The following is a 23,532-nucleotide window of genomic DNA, read 5'->3' on the forward strand; positions in this document are numbered from 1 at the left end:
GCCACCGGCGAGTCGACTCCCGTGCAGGCGGCCTTCCGCCTCGCCTTCGAACTGCCGTCGGTGGGCGCGGTCGCGGTCGGCACCGACCGACCGAAGCACCTACGGGAGTTGGTCGCCGCCACTGGGCTGGCAGTCACCGCTGAGCGCATCAACTGGTACCGGCGCCTTCTGGCCGAGAGGTCCACCCGTCACCCCTCTTGAAGCAGGCTGATCAACTGCTCAGCCTCCATTCGGGCAGGTGCCACCCGAGGGTCGTCTGGGTGGGCGTGCGGGCCGGCGATCTTTGCCAGCACGAAGAGGCGCATCACCATGCCGTCCCGGCTCTCAAGGTCCGCCCGTCGCTCACTGCGCACGCGGTCCGCGAGTGCCGGGACGGCGAGGGACGCGGCCAGGAGCGAGGCGGAATCCAGTCCGCGCGGCGCCATCCCCCAATCCTCCCAATCAAACAAACAGAGCTCGGGGCCAGTGGCATTCGCCCAGTTCAGATCGGCGTGCGCCGCAGACCAGGACGCCACTGCAGTATTCACGGCAGCGGGGAACGCGGCGCGGATCCTTTGGTCGACCAGCTGCTGGGTGATCAGCTCGGTGTCCGGCGTCGCTGTCCTGCTCGTTGTCTGGACGGCGAGGGCATCCAGCGAAGTGTTCAGGGCATTCCACCAGTCATCCGGGAGATCCGGATCCGCGGCCAGAACAGCCGTGCCGACCGGGCTGCCAGGGATGAGCGACGTCTCGTCCGCTCGCCAGATCGCCGTGCCGCTCATCTCCTGCCATACCACCGAGCCCACCCAACGGGGCATCGCAACGCCTTCCAGCACTGCAGCAGTCTCGGTACCGGCCCAGCCCTGTTCCTGGGCTCTCGCCCACGGACGACGCTCCACGCGGACCCAGGTGTCTCGGCCAGTGCACGCTCCGATCGACCTGCGCTTGCGGATGAGACGGGTCCGGTCGAGCGCCGTGCCGAGGCGCTGCTCGACCTGGTCGAGGACCTGGTCGACCGGTTCCTTCCGGAGATCCACCATGCGGTCGGCTTCCACGGAGAGCGTCATAGTGGTGACGGTACCAGTCCGATACGGCCGAACCACGCGGTTGCCGTCTCAGCCGAACTACTGGCAGTGCGAAGAGAGTTCTGCGACAGCGAGGAGCACAGCCTGAGGGTCGCACAGGCTGTCGAGGACGCGGTCCGCCCCCGCATCGGCGAGCTGCTCGGCCGTGGTAGTGCCAGAGGCGACGGCTATCACGGAGGCCCCTCCCTCCGCTCCGGTCCGTACATCTTCGAGCGAGTCGCCAATGATGACCGTGTTCGACCGGCTGAACGTCGTCCCGTAGCGGGCGGCAGCCCTGCACTGCGCAATGCCGACCAGAGCCGGCCGATGGGAGTCATCGGAGGCGAAACCGCCAACGGTGAGATCGATGTACCGATCCAGCCCGAAGGCGCGGAGCTTTATCTCCGCGCTCTGCTGCAAGTTGCCGGTCACCACAGAGGACACGAGGTCCGGGCGGGCGTCGACCGCTTCGAGGGTGGCGGTGGCACCCGGCATGAGCAGGCCGCCTGACCTCAGTTGCTCGGCCTTGGCGGCGAGAAGCTTGGGCAGCAGCTCGACGATCTGCTTCGCGAACGGCTCCAAGTCCCGCTGGTCGACGTCGTTGGCCACGAGCAGCTCCCGCACCGCCAGCGGCATTGTGCGGCCAGTACCGCTTTCAGGAAGCTTCACCGCATCGCGGCCGACGACCCGGCGGAACGCCTCGCGGTAGACCGCGCGGTCTGTCTCGCCGACGTACACCAAAGTGCGGTCGACATCCCACAGAACGAGCACGGTGCTGGTCACGGTCACTACTCCTTGGCCTCCATCATTTGTCGTGACCGTTCTATCAGCTCGTTCGACTGCGGGCCGGGGATGGCGTGGAAGTATTCCAGGGTCTGTTCCAGGTGCTCGTTCAGCCTTGCCGACTGGACGTTCGTGGCCAGGGTGAGAGCAGCGTCGGCGGCCGTGAAGCCTCCGTCGTGGTCGCCGGCGAGAAGGTGGGCGGATGCGGCCCGCGACGCGAACAGCGCCCTTGTGCGCAGGTCAGCGGGGTTCAGCGCGGAGGCAGCCCGCTCGAAGTGGTCCGCCGCGTCCTTGTATTCCCCGAGTTGGAGGCAGCAGCTCGCGGTCTGCCCGAAGATCTCCCCGCGGTTCATCCAGTAGAGCCAGCCGGGGTCCTGCTCGGCCGATCCGCATTCGGCGAGTTCCGCGGCACGGCCCAGGGCGCGCAGGCATGCCTGGTTCTCCCCGAGAGCGGCGTGGCCCCGGGCCTGGCGGGTCAGGAGCATAGCCTCCAGATGGGAGGAGCTCAGCGTACGGACCTTCTCCCTGGCCGCCTGCATTGCGGTCACGGCGTCGCGGGGGTTGCCGACCGAGTAGCTCTGAATGGCCAGATAGGACAGAGCGCCGGCGCCGTAGCGAGGATCGCCGGATGCGTGGGCGGCCCGCAGCGCCGCCAAGAGGGCCCGTTGGGCCAGCTCGTGGTGCCCCGCATCGAAGTGGAACCACCCAAGCTGGGTCGCCGTGTCGGCGGCGATGCCGGCGAGGCGCCTGCCTGTTTCCTCGCTGTACCTGGCCGACTTCAGCGTCTCATAGACGAGACCCAGGTGAGCCCGTGCCAACCCGGCGACCAGAGTGCTGCCTGAGCTGGCATCCATGGTGCGGAGGCTGTCGATCGTCCCCTGGAGGCTTGCCACGAGGGCGGGGGCGACTCGTGCACCGCCAAGCGCGTGCTCGAGGTGTTCGGTGTCAGCGATCCCCCACTGGTGGATGTAGGCGGAGAGAGCGGTTCCGGTGAGGAGCAGAAACTGACGGCGACTCGGACGCATGGTGGCGGGCTCCCCTCGCATCACGTCGTGTAATGCCGCCACCATACGGCGGGCCGTCCACGGCCCGGCAGTGTCGTCGCGATGGCGTAGTGAACTCTCGCTCCTCACATTGGCAGTTGGGGCAGCGGCTGTCCGCAGGGGAAATCGCACGAGGTCGCCCGGGACACCGATCGCGTCGAGGAAGTCGACGATCCTCTCGATGTGAGTCAGCCGTACTCGCCCAGCCTCAAGTCGGGACAGGTAGCCCTGCGTCAGACCGGTGATCCCAGCGAGGTCGTCCTGGCGTAGTGGAACGATCTCTCTAAGTCGCTTACTCAGCCTGCCGAAGTCCAGATCGGCGAGGCTGTCACGCATAAGTGGATCGCGCCACACCCAAGCGGGGACGCCTGCCGGAGCAGCCTCAGAAGCCGTCCGTGCGCATGGCCCGCACATGCGACCGCTGTCGTTGTAGCGGCTGAGTGTGCATGCACAGCGTTCACATCGCAGTGGCCCCATCCTGTCCCTCCCAGTCACGGGAGCCCCGGCCTCCCACAGGCGACCGTCGTGATCATATTTCAGCGCGAATATGACTACGTGAATGGTCGCCGTCGAACACTCTCAGGCACCCTACTGCGGCGAACAGTTGACCATGCCGGACTCCGATCACTCCGTCCCAGGACGTCCCGAACGCGTCCCCCGGCGGGGTCGCATCGTCCGGCGAACCGCCGACACCATCTGACGCAGGGGAATCGGAAGGCGCAGCCCCGTCGACCAGACACAGACCCCGAAGACCGCCCGCCTACCGCGTTACCCCCTTCGCGGCTATCGGGTGCACCAACTCACAGGCCCGCAGTCCCATATACCGCCGAGGAAACCCATGGCCAAGCTCCAGGAGCCGCAGCAGACACCACCCCAGGTCAGACGACCGTCGCCTTCCGCCGCAGCTGCTCTTGGCACTACCGAGCTACCGCCCTACCTACGCAACTGGGCGCCCGGCACCGCGCTGAACAGTGATCGGGCGGTTCCCGCCCGGATCGACAACCATGTGCTCGGGGGCAAGGACGCCTTCGGCGCCGACCGGCCGGTGGCGGAGCAGCTGATCAAGGTGGCACCCGGGTTCGCCAGGGGCCTGCAATCACGTCGACGGTTCGTGGAGCGGGCGCTGCGGCACCTGGTCCGAGAGGAAGAGGTCCGGGAGTTCCTGATCGTCGGGGCCGGCCTGCCGTCCCTCCCGCACCTGCACGGCGTGGTCCAGGCGGAGGCCCCGCGGGCGCGGGTGGTGCATGTTGATAGCGACCCGATCGTGCTCAGCCATCTGCGCGCCGAGCTGACCTGCCCGCCTCCGGGCCGGCTGGCGGTGGCGTGTGGGCACCTGCGCGATCCGCAGCAGCTCCTCGGCGTGGCTGCGGTGCGCTCGTTGCTTGCCGTTGGGCGGCCGGTAGCCGTGGTGCTGGAGTCGGCATTGGAATACGTCCCGGACGAGGAGGACCCACGCCGGTTGCTTGGAGCGCTGCTGGCGGGGTTGCCGCAGGGCTCCTGGCTGGTGCTCACCCACGCCACTGCGGACTTCGCGCCGGCGCGGTGGCAGATGATCGCCGGGGTCTACCGTTCCCACGGGATCGAGGTCTTCTCTCGGCCGATGGAGCAGGTCGCCGGCTTCCTGGAGGGCATGCTGGTGGCTGCCCCGGGCCTCGTGGGGGTCAACCAGTGGCGCCCGGATGCGCAGGCGCTCGCCGAGCTGGGCGATGCCGCGGTGTCGCGGTACGGTGCGGTCGGCCGCCTCGGCCTGCCGGCTGCGGACGGGGTGCGGTGATGGCGGCCAGGGTGGACGACGACGTGGTGTTCCACCCGGCCGGACTGGACGCCAAGTTACGCGGCGCAGTGGCGGACCTCCAGGCAGGGCGGTGGATGTCCACCCGCGAGCTGCTTGCCCGAACCGGTGCCGACTGGCCGCTGAGAACGGCGCGCAGCCAGGTGCTGGCTAGCGCGGCTGCGCGGTCGGACGTGCTGGACCACTGGGCGTGTGAGGATCCGGGCAGCACCGACCTTGCCGTGCTCCGGGCCCGGGTCGCGGTGCTGCGGGCACTGGCTGCCGAGCGGTCACGTCACCGCCAGGCCGGGCCCATGCACGGGAAGGCTCGCGACGCGTGCTGGCACGCGACGCGAATCGCACCGGACGATCCGGTGCCGTGGGTGGCAATGCTGGAGCTGGCCGTGCTCGACCCGCGCCAGGCACTTCAGGAGCACGGCGGGGACCCGCCGGACGTGATGCTGCTTGACGGCCCATGGTGGCTGCTCTCCCAGCTCCAAAGGCGAGACCCGTACAGCCGCGAAGGGCACCACCGGATGCTGAGGTGGTGGCTGAGCCAAGGTCGTTCCGGTTTCGGACACGAGTTCGTGAGCTGGCTGCTGAACCATGCGCCGGCGGGTTCACCTCTGCAACTTCTTCCGCTTTACCTCCACGTGGAGCGGTACCGCAACGGCCCGAGGTTCAGCCAGTGGGTGGAGGATCGGTGCGCTCGGGACGCCGAACGCGCGTGGGAGCAGTGGTTCCTCGGCCGAGCGAGCGAGGAACGGTCGGTAGTCGACTTGAGCCATCTAGCTCACGCCCTGTGGGCCGGCAACCGGAAGGTACAGGCGGCCAGGGTGTTCGACGTCCTCGGGCCGTTCGGCTCTCCCCAGCCCTGGGAGAGCGTGGCGGCGTCCGGTGATGGTCACGCCCTGCTGGTAGACGCCCGACGTCAGGCCGCCCGGGCAGCTGCGCGGACCTGAGCCCGAGGCCGCAGACGGACCGCGCTGCTCATCCGAACCTCTTTCCCAGAACACACGTTGGAGGAACTGTGTCCCGAACGCACCGTGCCACGCCGCTGACCGTCACGGATGACGAAGCCCATCTTCAGTCCCTCGGGTACCCCCAGGTGCTCGTGCGCAGGATGGGACCGTTCAGCAACTTCGCGATCTCGTTCTCGGTGATCTCGATCCTGTCCGGCTGCATGACCCTCTACGGATTCGGCCTGACCACCGGCGGGCCGGCGGTGATGCTGTGGGGCTGGGCCGGAGTCGGCCTCATGGTGCTACTGCTCGGCATGGCCTTCGCCGAGGTCACCTCTGCCTACCCGACCTCGGGCGCCCTCTACTACCAGGCGAACGCCCTCGGCGGCCCGCGGTGGGGCTGGTACACCGGCTGGCTCAACCTGCTCGGACTGCTCGGCGCGATAGCCGGAATCGACTACGGGGCAGCCCAGTTCGTCGGCGCTCTGATGCAGATGCAGTTCTCCTTCACCCCGACCCCGGGCAAGCTCTTCGGCATCTTCGCCGTGATCCTGCTGCTGCACGCGGTGGTGAACCTGCGCGGGGTGCGGCTGGTCGCCATCTTGAACTGCGTCTCGGTCATCTGGCACCTCGCTGGGGTAGCGGTGATCGTGGCCGTCCTCGCCCTGGTGCCGGCGCACCACCAGTCCGCTGGCTTCGTCTTCACCCACTTCGCCAACGGCACCGGCTGGCACAACTCCCTGTACGTGAGCGCCGTTGGTCTGCTCCTTGCCCAGTACACCTTCTCCGGCTACGACGCTTCCGCGCACCTTTCGGAGGAAACGACCGGGGCGTCGCTGGCGGCACCGCGCGGGATCGTCCGTTCGATCTGGGTGTCGTGGATCGCCGGCGCTGTGCTGCTGGCCGGGCTGACGTTCGCCATCCAGGACTACGCCGGGACCGTGGGCACTGCCACCGGGGTGCCGCCCGCGCAGATCTTCCTGGACGCGGTCGGCTCCACGGGGGCGAAGCTGCTGCTGCTGATCGTGATCGGCGCGCAGCTGTTCTGCGGCGCGGCCGAGGTCGCCGCCGCCTCCCGGATGGCGTTCGCGTTCTCCCGGGACGGGGCGCTGCCGGGCTCCGCCTGGTGGCGCAAGGTCTCGCCGAAGACGGCGACGCCGGTGGCCGCGGTCTGGCTGTCGGTGGGCGTGGCGCTGGTACTCACCCTGCCGGTGCTGTACTCCCCGACCGCGTACGCGGCGGTCACCTCGATCAACGTCATCGGCATCACGCCGGCCATCGCGATCCCGGTGTTCCTGCGGCTGCGGGCCGGGCGGCGCTTTCGGCCCGGGCCATGGAGCCTGGGCCGCTGGAGCACGCCGATCGGCGTGGTGGCCGTGCTGTGGGTCGCTATCGTGACGTTGCTGTTCTGCCTGCCGCAGGTCTCCCCGGTGACGGTCGACTCCTTCAACTACGCCGGGGTGGTCCTCCTGCTGGTGCTGATCGGCGCCGAGGTCAGCTTCAGGGTGGTCGGCCCGCGCTACAGCGTCCCGGTCGCGGACCGGGCGATGGCCGAACTGGCCGCGGAGGTCGTGTGATGGTCACCGCCCCGATGCCCCAGCCGAGCAAGACGAGCAGGCGCCGCGGCAGGCTGACGCCGTCGCAGTTCCGGGAGGCGGTTCAGGCCGGCGAGGTGCGCCGGGTGCGGATCGCCACGATCGACCTGCAGGGCCGCCTGCGCGGCAAGACCTTCCCGGCGGCCGGCGTCGTGGAGCAGCTGCTGGACGGCACGATGCACATGGAGGGCTGCGGGTACCTGCTGGCCACCGACCTGGGCATGGTGGCGGCCGACACCTGGTGGCGCGACGGCTACCCGGATGTGAGCCTGGCGCCCGACGCCCGCACTGCGCGGGTGTTGCCATGGGTGCCGCACACCGTGCTGGTGCTGGCCGATCCGCTGGATGTTGTCGGGCAGCGCCTGCCCATCGCCCCGGGCACGGTGCTGCGTGAGCAGCTCACCGCGCTGGCCCGGCTCGGCCTGGAGCTGCGGGTCGGCCTGGAGAGCGAGTTCGTCGTCTACCACGCCCCGGACGAGGACCAGGTGCAGCAGCAGGGCGCCCGTGCGCGCGCCCGCCGGCCGGTGACCGGCCCGGGGCGGGACTACGCCCTGGACGTGCCGGAGAAGGTGGCCCAGTTCCTGGCACGCCTGACCTCCGCACTGGCCGGCGCCGGGCTGCCAGTGGAGGCGGCCAAGCTGGAGGGTGCACCAGGCCAGTTGGAGGTCACCTTCCCCTACGGGGACGCGACGGCGGCGTGCGAGCAGCACGTGCTGTTCAAGGAGGCCACCCGCTCCTACGCCGCCCGGCGTCACATGGCCGCCACCTTCATGGCGGCGCCCGACGACTCGACGGGCTCGGGGCTGCACCTGCACCTGTCGCTGTGGCGCGAGAACCGGCCGGTGCTCGCCCACCCGGACCGGCCCGAGGACCTGTCGCCGCTGGGTGAGCACGCGGTGGCTGGCCTGCTCGGCGCGCTCCCCGACCTGATGCCCCTCCTCGCTCCCTACGTCAACTCCTACAAGCGCTACCGCGATCACAGCTTCGCCCCGACCCGGTTCGCCTGGGGCCGGGACAATCGCTCCTGCGCCGTGCGGGTAGTCGGGCATGGCCCGGGCCTGCACCTGGAAGTGCGGCTTCCCGGCGCGGACGCCCAGCCCTACCTACTGGTGTCAGCCGCCGCAGCCGCTGCCCGTTGGGGCATCGAGCAACACCTGGCTCCGCCCGCGCCGGTTACCGGCGACGCCTACCGGCACACCACCGCCCCGCTGGTGCCGCTGTCACTCGGCGAGGCGGTCGACGCGTTCGAGGCCAGCACGCTGGCCGTCGAGCTGTTCGGCGAGCAGGTCGTCGCCCACTACGCCCTCGCGGCCGATGCCGAGCTGCGCTTCCACGAGCGGCACGTCAGCGACCTCGAGGTCGCGCGCGGCTTCGACCAGGCATGAGCCGGACCGCCATGCCACCCTTCTCGACCGACGACTCAGGAAGACGCCCGGTGCCATCCCTCCACTCCTCCACCGAGGACTGCCTGTTGCTCGACCGGTGCCCGTCGCTGGCGGTGCTCGTGGCCGGCCCGCCTGGCACCGCGCATGCTCTGGCCAGCGCCCTGAGCGATGACCCGCTGCAGTCGGTCACGGAGCTGCTGAGCGTCACCGCCCCCGGCAGCGGGCTGGGCGAGGACCCCGACACGACGGTGTCCCTCGGCCTGGGCCGCATCGACCTGGACCGGGCCGCGGTCACCCTGTTCGCTGTCCCGGACCAGGAGCGGCTGTGGTTCCGGTGGGAAGAGCTGCTGAGCGTCGCCGACGCCGCACTCGTGGTTGCCGACCCCCAGAATCCATCGGCGTCCCTGGCCACCACCGAGTATCTGCACCGCCGCCGCATCCCCCTGGCCGTGGTCATCGACCAGCCCGGCACCCCACGGCCCGAAACCGCGGCCACCGTGCGCCGCGCTCTGCACCTGAGCGACCCGCGCATCCCCCTCATGCCGGCCGACATCGCCGAGGCCGGCGCGGCACTGCGTTGCCTGATCGCACTCGTCGAACACGCCCAAGCTGCCGCCGAGGTCCCGTTCCCACAGCAGAGGACCTGAGCACGGACCCCTGAAACCGCGTCGGCCCCCAGTCCTTGGCCGTCTTCGCCCCGCCCGACAGCGAGCCCTTCACCCCCCGGAGTTGATCGATGGAACACCACCCTCACTACTACGACGGACCCGGCAGACTCAGCGCACCGCACCTCGTCGGGATCGACGAGATCGGTATGCCCGCCCTCGCGCAACTGCTCCTTCAGCGCGGTGCCCGCGTGACAGGCTCCGCAGCGGCCGAGAGCGAGATCACCGCCGAGCTGACGAAGGCCGGTGCCCGCATCACCTACGGCTTCGACCGCGCGAGCGTGCGCGCCGACCGCTCCGCAGTGCTCTGGTCCAAGGGCGGCATCGCCCAGGAGAGCGAACTCGCCCGCGCCGAGGAGATGCGTCTGCCGATCCTTCACCACGCTCAAGCACTGGCGCTGCTCATCGACGAAGCGCCGACCTCCATCATGGTGACGGGCAGCCACAGCGTCGCCAGCGCCGCCGCTCTGCTGGTCGCGGCACTCGACCACCGCAACCCGTCCTACCTGCTGAACGATGCCCCCCTCGGCCGCAAGCACGGGCACCACAGCGGCGGCGGTCTGCTGATCGCCGCCGCAGAGGACGAAGACCAGGTCGGCGCCGTCCCCGCGCTGCGGCCCACCGTCATGGTCATCTCCAACGTGGCCGCAGCCCCTCCCCGCCACCGGAGCCAGGAAGCAGCGCTAGATGAGCTGGAGGCCGCCGCCCGGCGCAGCTCCACCGTCGTGCTGCCCACGTTCGACCCCGGTGCGTGCGCCCTGGCAACCCGCCTGACCGAACGCTCGGGACCGCGGGTGATCCGGGTCGGGGAGAGCCAGGACGCGGACGTTCGGGTCATGGGGATCACCTGGGACGGTACCCACAGCAAGGTCACCGTGCAGGATACCGACGGGTCCTGGGACACCATCATGGTGGCGGCCCCGGGCCGGCACACCGCGCAGGCGGCGGCCCTGGTCTTCGCGGCCGGCCGGGTGCTGGGTGCCCGCGGCGAAGACCTTGCCCGTGGCCTCAGCTCGAACTTCATCGGCGTTGAGCGGTCCCTGACCCCGCAGCACCGGCAGGCTGGCATCACCGTTGTCGACTCCCTTGCCGCCCACCCCGACGAGGTCGAGCACGACCTGCGTGCGGCGCGGATGCTCACCGAGGGCAGCGTCATCGCGGTCCTGGAGCCGTCGGGATGGGCCCGCACCGTCGCCCTGGGCGCCGAGATCGGCCGCCGGCTGTCCCCAGCCGACGAGGTGGTGCTCCTGCCCGTTCACGCCCCCGACTCCCGGCCCCACCCCGACGGCGGAGCCGGCAGCGCCGCCATCGCCCGCGCCGTCATCAGCAGCGGCCTGGGCGCCGAGCACGTCCACGTCCTGGACGAGGAACAGGCCGACACCGACGCGGAGCAGCTGATCGCCTCACTCGCCGCACCCGGCGACCTCGTCCTGATCACGGGCACCGGCCGTGCCGTCCGCCTCACCCGCCGCCTGCTCTTCCACCTCGGCGCACCCACCTCACCCATCCCCAAGGACCTGTAGAGCCCCCGTGCCGCGCCAGATCCCGGCGAGCCCGCGCGGCGGGGCGCTTCCGGGCGCACGCCGACACACCGGATCGAACAGATGTTGCCCCCATCGAGTGAAGCGTTCGGCGACACGCCACCCGAAGTCCGCAAGCCCTGCCACGATCGTCGCTCCACGTCGGCATCAGCCGACACTGCCTGCCAACAGCTGTGCTTCCAGGAGGTTTTGTGCCTTACAGAACAGTGATCGGCGTGCACCTGGTCCTCGTCGAGGAAGGCCGGGTGCTGCTGGGGCTGCGCCGCAGTGCTGCCTACGCCGACAAGACCTGGCACACCCCCGCCGGCCACCTCGAACAGGGGGAGAGCGTGGCTGCGGGCGCCGCCCGGGAGGCCGGGGAGGAGCTGGGGATCGTCATCGATCCGCGGGATCTGGAGCTGGTGCACACCCTGCATGACCTGGACGCCGACGACGGCGCTGGCCGGCTCCAGCTCTTCTTCCGGCCCGCTCGGTACACCGGTCAGATCACCAACGCCGAGCCGGACAAGTGCCATCAGCTTCGGTGGTGGCCGCTCGACGCCCTCCCTGAGCCGGTCGTCGGCTACACCGTGCAGGCGCTGGCGGCGATCGCCGCCGGGGAGCCGCTGTCGGTGCGGGGGTTCTCGGCATGAGCTTTGACGGAGCGGAGTTGGTGCCGGTGGACGTCGAGCTGCTACTGGACCGGGCGATCGACCGGTGGCGGCTGCTCGGAGTGCGCTCGCCCGACCGCACCGGTGCCCCGTCGGTCTGGGAGGTCGAGGACCCGGCCGGGCACCGGTGGTTCGCCAAGCGCCACTGGAGCGACCTGCTGCACGGGCGCGAGACCCGCGCCTACGACGAGTTCGTGCCCGCGCTCGGGCCACGGCGGGCGTCCTGGATCGCCGACCGCGACCCGGCCGCCCGACTGATCGTCACCCGCGGCCTCAAGGGAGAGCCGCTGAGCCGGATCCAGCTGAACGGCCTGCAGGAGCAGGAGGCGTTCCGGCAGGCCGGTGCGCTGGCGGCCCGCCTCCACGCCCTTACCGCCACGCCGGCGCCCGGGCCAGTGCGCGATGTGCCGTCGTGGTCGCAGCAGCGGTCCAAGGCCCTGGACATGGCGATGGACCTGGGCCTGTCCGCCGAGGACCTGGGCGTGCTGGCCGCAGCGTGCGCCGAGGCCCCACCGCAGCTTCCCGCCGGGGTGTGCCACGGGGACTACAGCCCCCGCAACTGGATCATCCAGCAGAGCGGCGAACTGCGCCTTCAGCTGATCGACTTCGAGCGCACGACGGTGGAGGAGCCGGCGCGTCACGACCTGATGCGGATCATCTACCAGGTCACCGCCGGGCGCCCTGCGCTGGCGGAGGCGTTCTTCGACGGGTACGGCCGCCAGCTCACCGAGGCGGAGCAGGCGGCGTGCCGGGCGTACGCGGCGCTCGACTGCCCGTCCGCGCTGAAATGGGCTGCCGATCACCGCGACGCCGAGATCCACGGCTACGCCCGCCGCGCACTCGACCTGCTGCGCGCCGAGGTGCGGTCGTCCCCGACATCCAGGAGCAGCGCATGAGCGCCGTGACCAGCCGGCTGACGGTCAGCATCGTGGTCCACGACCGCGAACTCGACCGGATCGTCACCGTCCACTACGGGCCGCGCAGTTGGAACCCGGATCCGATTTGGACTCTGCCCGGTGGCAAGGTCGATCCGGGCGAGAGCGCGGACCGGGCCGCCGTGCGCGAACTCCAGGAAGAGACCGGCCTAGTCGTGGACCCGGTGGACCTGCGCCTTGACCGGGTCCTGCATGTCGCCCACGGCGGGGACGGCCATGGCCAGTACGTCCACTTCCTGTTCGCCGCCGACCGCTGGCGGGGTGAGGTAGTGAACCGGGAGCCGCACAAGCACCTGGAGGTCTGCTGGTCCCCCATCAACGCCCTGCCCGCGCCGATGTTCTCCGGCACCAAGGCCGCGCTCGCCGGCTACATCGGGAAGGGGCCGCTGTTCGTCCCCCTGAACTGGCCTCCGCCCGGGGCTGAGTAGCGCTCCGGCCCCGCGACGCGCCCCGCCGTGTCGATTCCCCGTTCCCATCAGCTGAGGTGATGACTGTGCACGCCACCCCGAGAGCGGAAGCTGACCAGCCTGCCGTGGAGATCGATGCCCGGGAGGCGTTCGCACGGGCGGTGGTCGCCCAAGCCGGCACCACGGACCCCCGGATCACCGCGGCGCTGGCGGCTGTCGAGCGTGAGCGGCTGATCCCGCGCCTGTACGTACCGGTGAGCACCCGGCGGCCGGCGCGGCGCTGGCGGCTGCTGGACGGCTCCGTGCCCGAGGACCGGGACGAGTACCTGGCCGCCGTCCTCGGGCTGGACCAGGTGGTCACCGAGCTGGACGGTGAAGACCCGGCCCAGCACCGGCGCGGTCGCGAGTTGGTCGGCGTGCCCAGCGGCATGTCGAGCGGCGCGGGCCTGATCGCCCAGGTGCTGGAGGACCTGGAGCTGCAACCCGGACACCGGCTGCTGGAGGTCGGCGCGGCCCCCGGCTACCTGGCCTCGCTCGCGGCCCGCCTGACCCAGTGCACGGTCACAGCCGTCGAAGCTGACCGACGCCTGGCCAATCACAGCCGCCGTCTGCTGGCCGACAGGGGCGCGGACGTGCAGATGGTCGCGGGCGACGGGCTGCTCGGACTACCCGCTCACGGCGCTTGGGACCGGATCACGGCCTCCTTCGCGGTCCGCTCGATCCCCAGGGCGTGGCTGGAGCAGCTGGCCCCGGGCGGCTTCCTGCGCTGCACCGTGACCACCGGCGCACCGGGCTGGCACGCCACCGCCCGGGTGCGCCGCGACACCGGCGGACACCTGTCGGGCTGGCTGTCCGGCGGCGGGTGGAGCCACATCCCGGCCCGGGGCCTGCCGTTCCTGGCTGTACACGAGCCCTCCGGCGAAGACCCGGTGTGCGTTCGCCCTGCCCTCGCACCGCCCGGCCGCACCGAGTTCGGCTTCTGGCTTGCCCTGGCCCAGCTCATGCCCGGCGTGCGCCGCCACTGGGAGGAGGGCAGAGAGGCGGATCGGGTCGTGCTGGTCTGCCCTGCGGACGGCTCCCGGGCGGTCCTCACTCGCGAGGGCCGCACCTGGCTGGCCGAGGAGAGCGGACCGCGCGCTCTGTGGGCACAGGCTGAAGCCCACCTCTGCTCGTGGCTCGCCGCTGGTCGACCCGCGCGCTACCGCCTGACCTTCGAGGCGGACGGCACCCAGCACGCCGGCGCCGGGACCCGACTCGCCTGGACCCTTCCCGCCCATCCCGTGGCCACCACGACGACAGGAGCGACCGCGTGACCACCGCCACCCCCGACGACACCGAGCCCGACAACCCCGGCTCGGAGAGCGAGCAGCTGCTGTTCGGCGGCCCGATGCGCTACGACTACGGCTGGGCCAAGCACGAACTGGCCAGCGGCGAGATGACGTTCTGGGCCATCGCCCGCCAGCTGCCCGGCATGCTCCGACTGGCCGGACGGATGTCCTGGCGGGCGGACCGCACCGCGCTGATCACCCTGTTGATCGCCGAGGTGCTGCGCGGTCTGGCGGCGGCTGTCGGCCTGCTGGCTACCAACCGGGCGCTACGCGCGCTGCTGTCGGCTGGAACGGTCCGCCACGCGCTTCACACCGCGCTGCCCGCGGTCATCGCTGCCGGGACGGTCGCCGGCTTGTCCGCGGTGTTGCTGGCTGCCTCCAGCTGGGCGACCGGCCGCCTGGAGCCAGCCGTCTTCGAGCGGGCCACCGCTGACTTCCTGAGGATCGTCAGCCGCACCGAGCTGGAGGCCATCGAGGACCCCGAGTTCCTGTCCGCCGTCGACTCCGCCCGATTCGGCGCGACCTCCGTGCAGCGCCTGGTCGGCCAGGCCACCACCGTGCTGACCTCCAGCTTCAGCCTCGTCTCGGTCGCGAGCGTGCTGTCCGTCCTGCACCCGGCTCTGCTGCCGATGCTGCTGCTGATCTGCGCTCCGCGCGGCTGGGGCGCGGTGCGCACCGCCCGCCGCCGCTACGCCTCGCGCCGGGCCTGGCTGCAGCACTCGCGCGCCGGCGCGCTGCTGGCGGACATGCTGGTCCACCCGTGGTCGGCGGCCGAGCTGCGGGTCCACGCGTCGGGGCCGTTCGTGCTGCGGCACTACGAGGCGATGGCACACGAGGCCGCGCGCGAACAGGGCCGCCTGGCCGGGGCGAAGGCCCGCACGGACATCCTCGCCGCAGCGCTTGCCGGGCTGGCCCTGGTGGGTGCGTACGGGCTGCTCGGCTTCCTGGTGGCAGGCGGCTCGATGCCGCTGGCGGTGGCCGGCACCGCGGTGCTGGCGATCCGCAGCGGATCGGGCAGCATCGGCACCCTGGTGTCCCAGGTCAACTCGCTCTACGAGGACGCGCTGTTCGTGCGGGATCTGGACACGCTGCACCAGGAGGGCGCCAAGCGGGCCATCCCCACCGGCGGCACCGAGCTGCCCCAGCGCCCCATGATGATCCGCGTGGAGGACGTGTCCTTCACCTACACCGGCCGCGACACCCCGGCCCTCGACAAGGTCTCCTTGGAGATCCCGCGGGGCAAGGTAATTGCGCTGGTGGGCGACAACGGCTCGGGCAAGAGCACCCTGGTCAACCTCCTGTCGGGCGTCTACCAGCCGCACGAGGGACGGATCCTGTGGGACGACGTCGATACCGCCACCGCCGACCGCGACCAGCTGTTCGCCTCGATCGCCCTGTTCGCGCAGAACTTCCAGCGCTGGCAGTTCACCGCGCTGGCCAACCTGCTCCTCGGCCGCCCCGAGCAGGCCGTCGAGCAGGAACAGTTGGACGCCTCCGCCGCCTACGCCGACCTGACCGAGGTGATCAGGGACCTGCGAAACGGCTGGCGCACCCTCGTCTACAAGGGCTTCGAAGGCGGCGTCAATCTTTCTGGTGGGCAGTGGCAGAAGGTCGCGCTCGCCCGCACTCACCTGCGGGTCACCACCGAGGGCCCCGACGGTCGGCTGCCGCACCTGGTCATCGTCGATGAGCCCACCTCTGCCCTCGACGCCCGGGCAGAGGTCGCGGCCTTCGAGCGAATCCGCGAGCTGACCGCCCTCGGCGTCACCGTCGTCCTGATCACCCACCGCCTGGCCGCCACCGCCAAGGCCGATCACATCTACGTCCTCGACCACGGCCGGCTGATCGAGCAGGGCACCCACGAGGAGCTGATGGCCCAGCAGCCCGGCACCCAGTACCGCGAGGCATACCTCCTACAGGCTCGCCAGTACGAGACGGTCAGCGTTCCCCGTCAGGCCCGCGACAGCCACGAGCCCGCAACCCCGCTCGTACTCTGACGCAAGTGCCTATCGCCCCCATCTGCCCGAAGGGCACACGATGGACAGTTTCTTCAAGGCCATCATCCACCCCGCGAGGACGACCACTGACACTCTCTACCCGACCCGCAGATCAACCGGCAGGCGCGGTTCGGGCCCGATGCTGGCGCGAAATAAGGTGCCCGCAACCCAAGCGCACGACACCAGCCCCGATCCCGCTCACCCGACACCTGTGGAGCCAGCCGCCGTGACCGACCCTCAGCCTCCCACCATCACCGCGCCCGCCCTGACCGCCGCCGTGCGGCCGGCTGGCCGGGCCGGCAGCACCGCGCGATCCAGCGAGGACCGCATTCTCACCACTCCGAACACGCTGATCACCCTGGATGGCGTCTCGACCGTCAACGATGAGCAGCCCCGCGGCGGCTGGTACGCGCAGACCCTTGGCGAGCACATCGCCCAGCAGCTGACCGAGCAGCCCGCCGCAGATCTGGCTCAGGTCCTGGAGGAAGCGATCGCCACCCTGAGGGCCAAGCACCACCTGATCCCGGGCGTTTCCCCGGCCGCGACGATCTCCATCGTGCGCGCAGGCATCGAACACCTGGACGTTCTGGTGCTCGGAGACAGCCCCGTCATCCTCCTTGACCGGGACGGAGAGGTCCGGCAAGTGCGCGATGACCGACTCGCCGACCTCGTGGGCCCTCGGCCCGAGCTGGCCGAACTTCAGCGCTCGTTGCTCGCCGGCTACGGCTTCGGCGAGCATCACCGCGACCTACTGAAGGCACTACGCACCTTCCAGCTGACGAAGATCAACCGGCCAGGCGGCTACTGGGTCGCTGAAGCCGACCCGATCGCCGCCCGGAACGCGGTCACCGCCTCCATCTCCCTGATCGACGTAGCAGCGGTGCTCACGATGACCGACGGGGTGTCCTGCGCGGTCGAGGACTACGGCCTCTACTCGTGGGAGGAACTGGTTCGCGAGTGCGCCAGCGCGGGGCCGGCCGCCGTGATCGATGCCATCGCGCGCGCCGAGCAGCAGGACCCCGCCGGGCAGACCTGGCCCCGCTACAAGGAGTCCGACGACAAGGCCGCCGCCTACTGGCTCCTGGCGCAGGCGACCTGCCGTTAGCGTCCGTCCCACCGGCACCGATGCGACCTGAACCGCGATGACCTCGAAGTCGAGCTGCATGGCGAGTGCTTTCCGCAGTGCGTTGGTCGGAACTGTTCGCGCGGAAGCATTTCGGGACCGCGTGTGCGCGCACGCGTCACCTCCGACTCAGTCCAGGTGGTTCGCCGGTCAGCGCTCCGGCTTCGGGCGGACCTGACCCCCCAGATGTGGAAGGCCGGCACCGCGGACGCTGTATCACGCTTGTGTCCGCCCGACGTCGATGTGAAGGCTATGCGCGGGCTGAAGTTCCACGAGGCTCTTCCTGAACGGCTCGCCATGGCCACGCTCGCCACACGGCTCGCAGACCTCGACTCCGCGACAGCCGTGCTGGCCGAACCGGTCAGGTTCTCATTCCAGACCACGTGAGGAAGCCTGCTGAGCAGAAGAAGGTGCTTCTCGATGGCCTTGGCTCAGGCGGTACGGGTGGCCTGGGCCGAGCTGCGAGTCTCCCCGTATGCCTCAGCAAGGTGCAAGAGGTCTAGACCTAATGGACTAGACCTCTCTCTTTCTTGAGGTCAGCAAACCGTCAGCATCAGTACGAGTAAACGCTGCTAAAGACAGCCAAACGCGGGAATCACCTCCGGCGCCCACATGGCTCTGCGCCCGTCGCCGAACCGTGCCAAGCGCCGCCAATCCAGTCGGTTGCGATCAAGTCAGCCGCCGCTCGCACCTCATGCGAACCCGCCCACCCGTCGTCGCAAAAGACCAGGTCAGCGGGCCCTTCCTCGCGGCTTGAGGGGCACCGACGGCAGCGTCGGCGCGGCCAACCGAGCCCCTGCGTACCCGTGCACCTCCCCGAACCTGGACCCTTCCATCCAGTCAGATCGTGCCTGTACGATCTCCTCACTGGATCGGCCGATGAAGTTCCACCACATCACCACCTGCTCCTCGAAGGGTTCGCCGCCCAGGAGGAGGAGGGAGCCGTCGGTGCTTGCGCGTAGGGGGAGTTCGCGGCGGCCGCAGCCGAGGTAGAGGAGGGAGCCGGGGTCGACGGGGACGCCGTCGACGTCGACGGTGCCGGTCATGGCGAGGGCGGCGTACTCGAAGTCGGGTTCCACGGGGAGGTGGACGGCGGTGTCCTGACGGAGGGTCAGGTCGATGCCGACCAGTGGGGTGTAGGTGGTGCCGGGGGAGGTGGCGCCGTCGGCGGAGCCGAGGAGCACGGTGCCGTGCAGGCCTGGGGCGGTGAGTTCGGGGAGGTGAGGGTGGTGTTCGAAAGTGGGGGCGGTGTGGCGGTGCTCGTCGGGGAGGGCGACCCACAACTGGGCGCCGTGCAGCAGGCGGGCATGCTCGCGCGGGGACTCCTCGGAGTGGGCGATGGCCCGGCCGGAGGTCATCAGGCCCAGTTCGCGCGGTCGTACGGTCTGCAGGCTGCCCAGGCTGTCCCGGTGCAGCACCTCGCCCTCGTGCAGCCAGCTGACGGTCTGCAGGCCCATGTGCGGGTGGGGCGGGACCTGCATGCCCGGCTCGTCGGCGATGTCGTCCGGGCCGTAGTGGTCGACGAAGCACCAGGCGCCCACCATCCGCCGCCCGAGGTTGGGCAGCAGGCGGCGGACCTGGGTGCTCTCGCCGAGTTGCACGGTGCGTCCGGTCAGCAGTTCGCGGACCGGGCCGGTGCTGGCGTCGCCGCCGCACAGGGTGGCGGTGGGCGTGCGGTCGAGGTTGCTCACCAGGCCACCGTAGCGGCCTGACGGGTGCTCAGGGCGTGGCGCGGCCGCGGGTGAATCGGTCCGGCAGGGCGACGGGCGCCACCCGGGTGCCCGCGAAGCGGTCGGCCAGCGAGCGGCGACCGCCCAGCAGTGCGGGGACCGCGTTGCACCAGAAGACCGCCACGGCGATCGCCCAGCACACCGCGGCGAGCAGGAAGGAGCCGCCGACCAGCAGGCAGCAGGCCGTCGCGAAGAGGCCGATGTCGGCGATCGCGGTCACCGCCCCGCGGATCGCGGCCTGCCCGCGCCGTAGGCCGGCCGACCGACCGTCGGGGGCGGGCAGCGTCCCGACCCGCAGGCCGAGCAGCGCCTTGCCCAGGGTCCGGCCGCGGGCCAGCAGCAGCGCCGCGAACTGGTACAGGAAGGTGAGCAGCACCAGGGCGAGGAAGGCCTGCCGGACGTCGGAGACCGCCGACTGCCAGAGGTGCCGGCCCACGCCCTCACCCGCCCGGACCAGGTTGCCGTGCGACTGGAGCAGCTGCCAGGCGCTCTCCCCCGCCAGCCCGGGGATGCTGACCAGCAGCGCGGCGATCCGGTGGAAGGTCAGCACGCCGAGCAGCACCGCCAGCCCGAGGACCAGCGCGAAGTCGACCAGCCAGGCCAGCCCGCGCCGCCAGCGTGCGACGGCAGGAGCAGCAGGGGCGGCAGAGAGAGTGGGCGGCGCGGGCGGATACCCGGCGTAGTCGAGCGCGGGACCGAACCCGCCGCCGGCCGGGTAGCCGTCCACTGCTCCGTAGCCCTCGGCCGGGCCGAACTCGCCCACCGGCCCCGCAGAACCCGCCATCACCCTGTCGTCACCGCTCCCCGTCGTCACCGCTCAGTGCGCGCAGGCCCACGCGGCGCCCGCGGTGGCCGCCTCCGCCTGGGCGCGCAGGGAGCGTACCGCCTCGGCCGGGTCGGCGGCGCCGTAGACCGCCGAGCCCGCGACGAACACGTCGGCGCCCGCCTCGGCGCAGCGCTCGATGGTGTCGGGGGCGACCCCGCCGTCCACCTGCAGCCACAGCTCCAGGCCGTGCTTGGAGATCAGCTCCCGGGTGCGGCGGATCTTGGGCAGCATGATGTCGAGGAAGGCCTGGCCGCCGAAACCGGGCTCCACGGTCATGATCAGCAGCATGTCGAGCTCGGGGAGCAGGTCCTCGTAGGGCTCGATCGGGGTGGCGGGCCTGAGCGCCATCGAGGCGCGGGCGCCCTTGGCCCGGATCTCGCGGGCCAGCCTGACCGGCGCGGCGGCGGCCTCCACGTGGAAGGTGACCGAGCCGGCGCCGGCCTCGACGTACTGCGGGGCCCAGCGGTCCGGCTGCTCGATCATCAGGTGGCAGTCGAGCGGGGTGTCGGTGGCGCGGGCGAGCGACTCGACCACGGGGACGCCGAGGGTGAGGTTGGGCACGAAGTGGTTGTCCATCACATCGACGTGCAGCCAGTCGGCGCCGCGCACCGCCTCGGCCTCCTGGGCCAGGCGGGCGAAGTCCGCGGACAGGATGCTGGGGTTGATCTGCGCCATTTCCAAAACCTTCACCGCTCGTCGGGCCGGCCACCTGGGCGGTCGCCTGCCCCCATCATCCCCCGAACATCATTTTGCCCCCTCCCCGGGGGCGGCCGTGCCCACTCCCCCGACCCGCTCCAGCACGATCACGTCGTACCGCTCCAGCACCGGCTCACTCCCGCGCGCTCCGGCGACCTCCGCGTCCACCCGCGCCAGCCCGGCCGCGAACTCCGCCTCGCTCAGTGCCAGGAACTTCGACTGGGCCCGCCCGGCCACCCGCTCCCGCCACTGCCGCAGGTCGGCGGCGACGGGCTGGGCGAAGGAGTGCACCCGGTGCACCCGGAAACCCGCCGGCCGGAAGTCCGCCAGGATCTCCTGCTCGCTCGGGAACCGCGCGGCGTCGGTCTCCAGCAGTCGCGGCCAGTACCGGTACACGGGCGCGTCCAGCCGCTCACGCACGGTGGTGCGGATCACCAGCCGGCCGCCGGGGCGCAGCACCCGGGCCAGCTCGCGGGCGGCGGCGGGCCGGTCGGGCAGGTGGTGGACCACCCGGGAGAGCAGCGCCAGCCCGAACCCCGCCGCCGGCACAGGCAGCCGTTCCGCCGACCCGGCGAGGTAGCGCACGCGCGGGTGGGCGTGATGGCGCTCGGCCTCGGCCCGCATCGGCCCGGACGGTTCGACCCCGGTCACCTCGGCGGCGGGCAGCGCCCGGGCCAGGGCGGTGCAGAACATCCCGGTCCCCGACCCGACCTCCAGCACGCCCGGCATGCGCGCGCCCGCCGTGGACGCGGGCGAGGTGCCCGGCGCGGAGGCCGCTTCCTCCGGGGCGTACCCGGCGATCAGCTCGGCCCAAGCGCGCAGCGACTCCGCGGGCATCTCGTTGCCGTGCTCGTACCGGGCGGCCAACTGCGGATCCTCGTACGCCGGCTGCCGCCCCGGACCCGTCGCCTGCCCCGCTTCCGTGACCATCGCCGCTTCCTCCCGGTGGTCGGGTCAACTGCTGCTACTAGACTCGCAAGCTCCGGACGATCTTTGGGAGCTGACGGTATGTCAACACCAACCGAACCGACCACCCGCACCATCCTCATCACCGGCGCCACCGACGGGCTCGGCCGAGCGCTGGCCCTGCGGCTGGCGGGACCCGACGTCCGGCTGATCCTGCACGGGCGGTCGGCCGAGCGCGCGGCTGCCGTCCAGGAGCAGGTACGCGCGGCCGGCGGCACCGCCGACGTCCTGCTGGCCGACCTCGCCGAGCTGCGGCAGGTGGACCGGCTCGCGGATGCCGTGCTGGCGGACTTCGACCGGCTGGACGTCCTGGTCAACAACGCCGGCGTGGGTTTCGGGGCGCCCGGCACGGGCCGCGAGGAGTCGGCCGACGGCATCGAGCTGCGGTTCGCGGTGAACTACCTGGCCGGCTACCGGCTCACCGAGCGCCTGCTCGACCGCCTCGCCACGAGCGCAGCGAGCCCAGCAGACTCCGCGGACTCCGCAGAGCCCGTAGAGCCCGTAGAGCCCGCCCGCATCGTCAACGTGGCCTCCGTCGGTCAGTACCCCCTCGACTTCGCCGACCCGCAGACCACCCGAGCCTACGACGGCATCACCGCCTACCGCCGCAGCAAGCTGGCCCAGATCATCGCCACCTTCGACCTGGCCGACCGGCTGGCCACGGCGAACCCCGCCACCGACCGCCGCCCGGTCACGGTGAACGCCCTGCACCCGGCGAGCCTGATGGCCACCACCATGGTCCAGGAGGCCGAGGTGGCCCCCCTGAGCACGGTGGCGGAGGGCGTCGACGCGACCCTGCGGCTGGTCACCGGAGCCGCCGGAGCCCTCAGCGGCCGCTACTACGACGGCACCCGCGAGGCCCGGGCCGACGCCCAGGCGTACGAGCCGGCGGCGCGCACCCGGCTTCGCGCGCTCTCCGCAGAGCTGATCGCCGGCGCGCTCCGCCGCGGTTGAACCGAACCGCCGCCGGCCCGAACCGCCGCTGACCCGAACTTCCGCTGACCCGGCCCGAACCGCCGCTGACCCGAATCTCCGCCGGCCCGCTCCGCCCCCGGCAGACCCGCCTCACCAGGCGTAGTCCTCAGGGGCCGGCTGGTGGCCGGGGAACAGCTCGTCCAGCCGGGCCAGCGACTTCTGGTCCAGCGTCAGTTCCAGCGACCGAACGGCCGCGTGCAGCTGCTCCGCGGTGCGCGGGCCGATGATCGGCGCGGTCACCGCGGGGCGGGTGAGCAGCCAGGCCAGCGCGATGTCGCCGGGGTCCGCGCCGAGTTCGGCGGCGAAGTCCTCGTAGGCCTCGAGCTGCTCGCGCCGGGCGGCCAGGGTCTCCGCCGCCCGCCCGGTGAGTCGGCGCACGCCCTCGCGTTCCTTGCGCAGCACGCCGCCGAGCAGGCCGCCGTGCAGCGGGGACCAGGGGATCACGCCGAGCCCGTAGGCCTCGGCGGCGGGCAGCACCTCCAGCTCGACGCTGCGCTCCAGCAGGTTGTAGAGCGACTGCTCGCTGGTCAGGCCCAGGAAGTTGCGGGCCCGGGCGGCCTCCTGCGCCCGGGCGATGTGCCAGCCGGCGAAGTTGCTGGAGCCGACGTAGACGATCTTGCCCTGGGCGACCAGCACCTCCATCGCCTGCCAGATCTCCTCCCAGGGCGCGGCCCGGTCGACGTGGTGCATCTGGTAGAGGTCGATGTAGTCGGTGCCCAACCGCTTCAGACTGGCGTCGACGGCGCGGCGGATGTTGAGGGCGGAGAGCTTGCCCTGGTTGGGCCAGTCGCCCTCGCCCATCTCGCCGTACAGCTTGGTGGCCAGGACGGTCTTCTCGCGCCGGCCGCCGCCCTGCGCGAACCAGCTGCCGATGATCTGTTCGGTCCGCCCCTTGCCGACGCTCCGGCCGTAGGTGTTCGCGGTGTCGAAGAAGTTGATGCCCGCATCGTGTGCCAGGTCCATGATCCGGTGGGCGTCGGGCTCCTCGGTGTGCGGGCCGAAGTTCATCGTGCCCAGGCAGAGACGGGAGACGCGCAGGCCGGTGCGGCCGAGGTGGGTGTACTCCATGGGATCCACCCTCCGTCGTGCCCACCGGCCTTGTCCAGTACAT

At 71.2% G+C, this 23,532-nt stretch carries 22 protein-coding genes; 14 read left to right on the top strand and 8 right to left on the bottom strand.

Translation table 11 applies throughout. From position 1 onward, the window contains the following. Positions 1–188: 188 nt before the first annotated feature. From ACQRUO_RS03325 to ACQRUO_RS03335, 3 genes are read right to left on the bottom strand one after another with little or no spacing between them, the layout of a single operon-like run. On the bottom strand, positions 189–1,046 hold the full coding sequence (locus tag ACQRUO_RS03325; RefSeq protein WP_428314157.1) for a hypothetical protein: 858 nt from the start codon (positions 1,044–1,046) through the stop codon (positions 189–191). 57 nt (positions 1,047–1,103) lie between these two features. Beyond that, positions 1,104–1,826, bottom strand: a complete 723-nt coding sequence (locus ACQRUO_RS03330; RefSeq protein ID WP_428314158.1) for an HAD family hydrolase — start codon at positions 1,824–1,826, stop codon at positions 1,104–1,106. Between the two features lie 5 nt (positions 1,827–1,831). Further along, the gene (locus tag ACQRUO_RS03335) at positions 1,832–3,205 is read right to left on the bottom strand and encodes a helix-turn-helix domain-containing protein (RefSeq protein ID WP_428314159.1); all 1,374 of its coding nucleotides are present in this window, start codon (positions 3,203–3,205) and stop codon (positions 1,832–1,834) included. Positions 3,206–3,707: 502 nt separating this feature from the next. On the opposite strand from ACQRUO_RS03335, the gene ACQRUO_RS03340 reads away from it, so the two are divergent. The 13 genes from ACQRUO_RS03340 (at position 3,708) to ACQRUO_RS03400 (ending at position 17,615) form a co-directional block, all read left to right on the top strand. Beyond that, positions 3,708–4,643, top strand: coding sequence for an SAM-dependent methyltransferase (locus ACQRUO_RS03340; RefSeq protein ID WP_428314160.1), 936 nt, complete (start codon positions 3,708–3,710; stop codon positions 4,641–4,643). 11 nt (positions 4,644–4,654) lie between these two features. Then, entirely contained in the window at positions 4,655–5,602 is a 948-nt protein-coding gene (locus tag ACQRUO_RS03345) for a hypothetical protein (RefSeq protein ID WP_428314161.1), read from the top strand. A 68-nt stretch (positions 5,603–5,670) separates the two neighbouring features. Beyond that, positions 5,671–7,179, top strand: a complete 1,509-nt coding sequence (locus ACQRUO_RS03350) for an amino acid permease (RefSeq protein WP_428314162.1) — start codon at positions 5,671–5,673, stop codon at positions 7,177–7,179. Next, a complete protein-coding gene (locus ACQRUO_RS03355; RefSeq protein ID WP_428314163.1) occupies positions 7,179–8,582 on the top strand; it encodes a glutamine synthetase family protein in 1,404 nt (467 codons plus the stop codon). The genes ACQRUO_RS03350 and ACQRUO_RS03355 overlap by 1 nt, the downstream gene beginning before the upstream one ends. Before the next feature lie 86 nt (positions 8,583–8,668). Further along, complete coding sequence (locus ACQRUO_RS03360; protein ID WP_428314164.1) at positions 8,669–9,229, top strand: hypothetical protein; 561 nt, start codon at positions 8,669–8,671, stop codon at positions 9,227–9,229. A gap of 89 nt (positions 9,230–9,318) precedes the next feature. After that, positions 9,319–10,770, top strand: coding sequence for a Mur ligase domain-containing protein (locus ACQRUO_RS03365; protein WP_428314165.1), 1,452 nt, complete (start codon positions 9,319–9,321; stop codon positions 10,768–10,770). A 209-nt stretch (positions 10,771–10,979) separates the two neighbouring features. Next, entirely contained in the window at positions 10,980–11,420 is a 441-nt protein-coding gene (locus ACQRUO_RS03370; protein ID WP_428314166.1) for an NUDIX hydrolase, read from the top strand. Next, positions 11,417–12,334 (top strand): phosphotransferase, encoded by a 918-nt coding sequence (locus ACQRUO_RS03375; RefSeq protein ID WP_428314167.1) that lies wholly within the window; start codon positions 11,417–11,419, stop codon positions 12,332–12,334. Before ACQRUO_RS03370 ends, ACQRUO_RS03375 begins: the two co-directional genes overlap by 4 nt. After that, positions 12,331–12,801: an NUDIX domain-containing protein gene (locus ACQRUO_RS03380; protein ID WP_428314168.1), complete on the top strand. Its 471-nt coding sequence runs from the start codon at positions 12,331–12,333 to the stop codon at positions 12,799–12,801. Before ACQRUO_RS03375 ends, ACQRUO_RS03380 begins: the two co-directional genes overlap by 4 nt. A 104-nt stretch (positions 12,802–12,905) precedes the next feature. Beyond that, positions 12,906–14,093 carry a protein-L-isoaspartate O-methyltransferase family protein gene (locus tag ACQRUO_RS03385; RefSeq protein WP_428314169.1) on the top strand — a complete coding sequence of 396 codons (1,188 nt, stop codon included), beginning with the start codon at positions 12,906–12,908 and terminating at the stop codon, positions 14,091–14,093. Then, a complete protein-coding gene (locus ACQRUO_RS03390) occupies positions 14,090–16,105 on the top strand; it encodes an ABC transporter ATP-binding protein (protein ID WP_428314170.1) in 2,016 nt (671 codons plus the stop codon). The genes ACQRUO_RS03385 and ACQRUO_RS03390 overlap by 4 nt, the downstream gene beginning before the upstream one ends. A gap of 226 nt (positions 16,106–16,331) precedes the next feature. Beyond that, entirely contained in the window at positions 16,332–17,210 is an 879-nt protein-coding gene (locus tag ACQRUO_RS03395) for a hypothetical protein (protein WP_428314171.1), read from the top strand. Positions 17,211–17,480: 270 nt separating this feature from the next. Beyond that, entirely contained in the window at positions 17,481–17,615 is a 135-nt protein-coding gene (locus ACQRUO_RS03400; RefSeq protein ID WP_428314172.1) for a hypothetical protein, read from the top strand. A 344-nt stretch (positions 17,616–17,959) separates the two neighbouring features. Here ACQRUO_RS03400 and ACQRUO_RS03405 read toward each other — a convergent pair whose 3' ends face one another. The 4 genes from ACQRUO_RS03405 to ACQRUO_RS03420 form a co-directional block, all read right to left on the bottom strand. Beyond that, positions 17,960–18,919, bottom strand: coding sequence for a pirin family protein (locus ACQRUO_RS03405; protein ID WP_428314173.1), 960 nt, complete (start codon positions 18,917–18,919; stop codon positions 17,960–17,962). Between the two features lie 28 nt (positions 18,920–18,947). Then, positions 18,948–19,742: an RDD family protein gene (locus tag ACQRUO_RS03410; protein WP_428314174.1), complete on the bottom strand. Its 795-nt coding sequence runs from the start codon at positions 19,740–19,742 to the stop codon at positions 18,948–18,950. Positions 19,743–19,775: 33 nt separating this feature from the next. After that, positions 19,776–20,459: a ribulose-phosphate 3-epimerase gene (gene rpe, locus ACQRUO_RS03415; RefSeq protein ID WP_428314175.1), complete on the bottom strand. Its 684-nt coding sequence runs from the start codon at positions 20,457–20,459 to the stop codon at positions 19,776–19,778. A 69-nt stretch (positions 20,460–20,528) separates the two neighbouring features. Beyond that, positions 20,529–21,410 carry a methyltransferase domain-containing protein gene (locus ACQRUO_RS03420; RefSeq protein ID WP_428314176.1) on the bottom strand — a complete coding sequence of 294 codons (882 nt, stop codon included), beginning with the start codon at positions 21,408–21,410 and terminating at the stop codon, positions 20,529–20,531. 78 nt (positions 21,411–21,488) lie between these two features. Between ACQRUO_RS03420 and ACQRUO_RS03425 the strand changes: the two genes are divergently transcribed. Further along, a complete protein-coding gene (locus tag ACQRUO_RS03425; RefSeq protein WP_428314177.1) occupies positions 21,489–22,400 on the top strand; it encodes an SDR family NAD(P)-dependent oxidoreductase in 912 nt (303 codons plus the stop codon). A 111-nt stretch (positions 22,401–22,511) separates the two neighbouring features. On the opposite strand, the gene ACQRUO_RS03430 is transcribed toward ACQRUO_RS03425, so the two are convergent. Beyond that, entirely contained in the window at positions 22,512–23,489 is a 978-nt protein-coding gene (locus ACQRUO_RS03430; RefSeq protein WP_428314178.1) for an aldo/keto reductase, read from the bottom strand. Between the last annotated feature and the right edge of the window lie 43 nt (positions 23,490–23,532).

The organism is Kitasatospora sp. LaBMicrA B282 (assembly GCF_050325825.1).
GTDB lineage: Bacteria > Actinomycetota > Actinomycetes > Streptomycetales > Streptomycetaceae > Kitasatospora.

Excerpts from the sequence above, each read along its gene's own strand:
- ACQRUO_RS03335 (WP_428314159.1), bottom strand. The coding sequence starts at position 3,205 with ATGCGTGACAGCCTCGCCGATCTGGACTTCGGCAGGCTGAGTAAGCGA.
- ACQRUO_RS03325 (WP_428314157.1), bottom strand. The coding sequence starts at position 1,046 with ATGACGCTCTCCGTGGAAGCCGACCGCATGGTGGATCTCCGGAAGGAA.
- ACQRUO_RS03380 (WP_428314168.1), top strand. The coding sequence starts at position 12,331 with ATGAGCGCCGTGACCAGCCGGCTGACGGTCAGCATCGTGGTCCACGAC.
- ACQRUO_RS03430 (WP_428314178.1), bottom strand. The coding sequence starts at position 23,489 with ATGGAGTACACCCACCTCGGCCGCACCGGCCTGCGCGTCTCCCGTCTC.
- ACQRUO_RS03340 (WP_428314160.1), top strand. The coding sequence starts at position 3,708 with ATGGCCAAGCTCCAGGAGCCGCAGCAGACACCACCCCAGGTCAGACGA.
- ACQRUO_RS03365 (WP_428314165.1), top strand. The coding sequence starts at position 9,319 with ATGGAACACCACCCTCACTACTACGACGGACCCGGCAGACTCAGCGCA.
- ACQRUO_RS03425 (WP_428314177.1), top strand. The coding sequence starts at position 21,489 with ATGTCAACACCAACCGAACCGACCACCCGCACCATCCTCATCACCGGC.
- ACQRUO_RS03375 (WP_428314167.1), top strand. The coding sequence starts at position 11,417 with ATGAGCTTTGACGGAGCGGAGTTGGTGCCGGTGGACGTCGAGCTGCTA.
- ACQRUO_RS03410 (WP_428314174.1), bottom strand. The coding sequence starts at position 19,742 with ATGGCGGGTTCTGCGGGGCCGGTGGGCGAGTTCGGCCCGGCCGAGGGC.
- ACQRUO_RS03355 (WP_428314163.1), top strand. The coding sequence starts at position 7,179 with ATGGTCACCGCCCCGATGCCCCAGCCGAGCAAGACGAGCAGGCGCCGC.
- rpe (WP_428314175.1), bottom strand. The coding sequence starts at position 20,459 with ATGGCGCAGATCAACCCCAGCATCCTGTCCGCGGACTTCGCCCGCCTG.
- ACQRUO_RS03420 (WP_428314176.1), bottom strand. The coding sequence starts at position 21,410 with ATGGTCACGGAAGCGGGGCAGGCGACGGGTCCGGGGCGGCAGCCGGCG.
- ACQRUO_RS03400 (WP_428314172.1), top strand. The coding sequence starts at position 17,481 with ATGCGCGGGCTGAAGTTCCACGAGGCTCTTCCTGAACGGCTCGCCATG.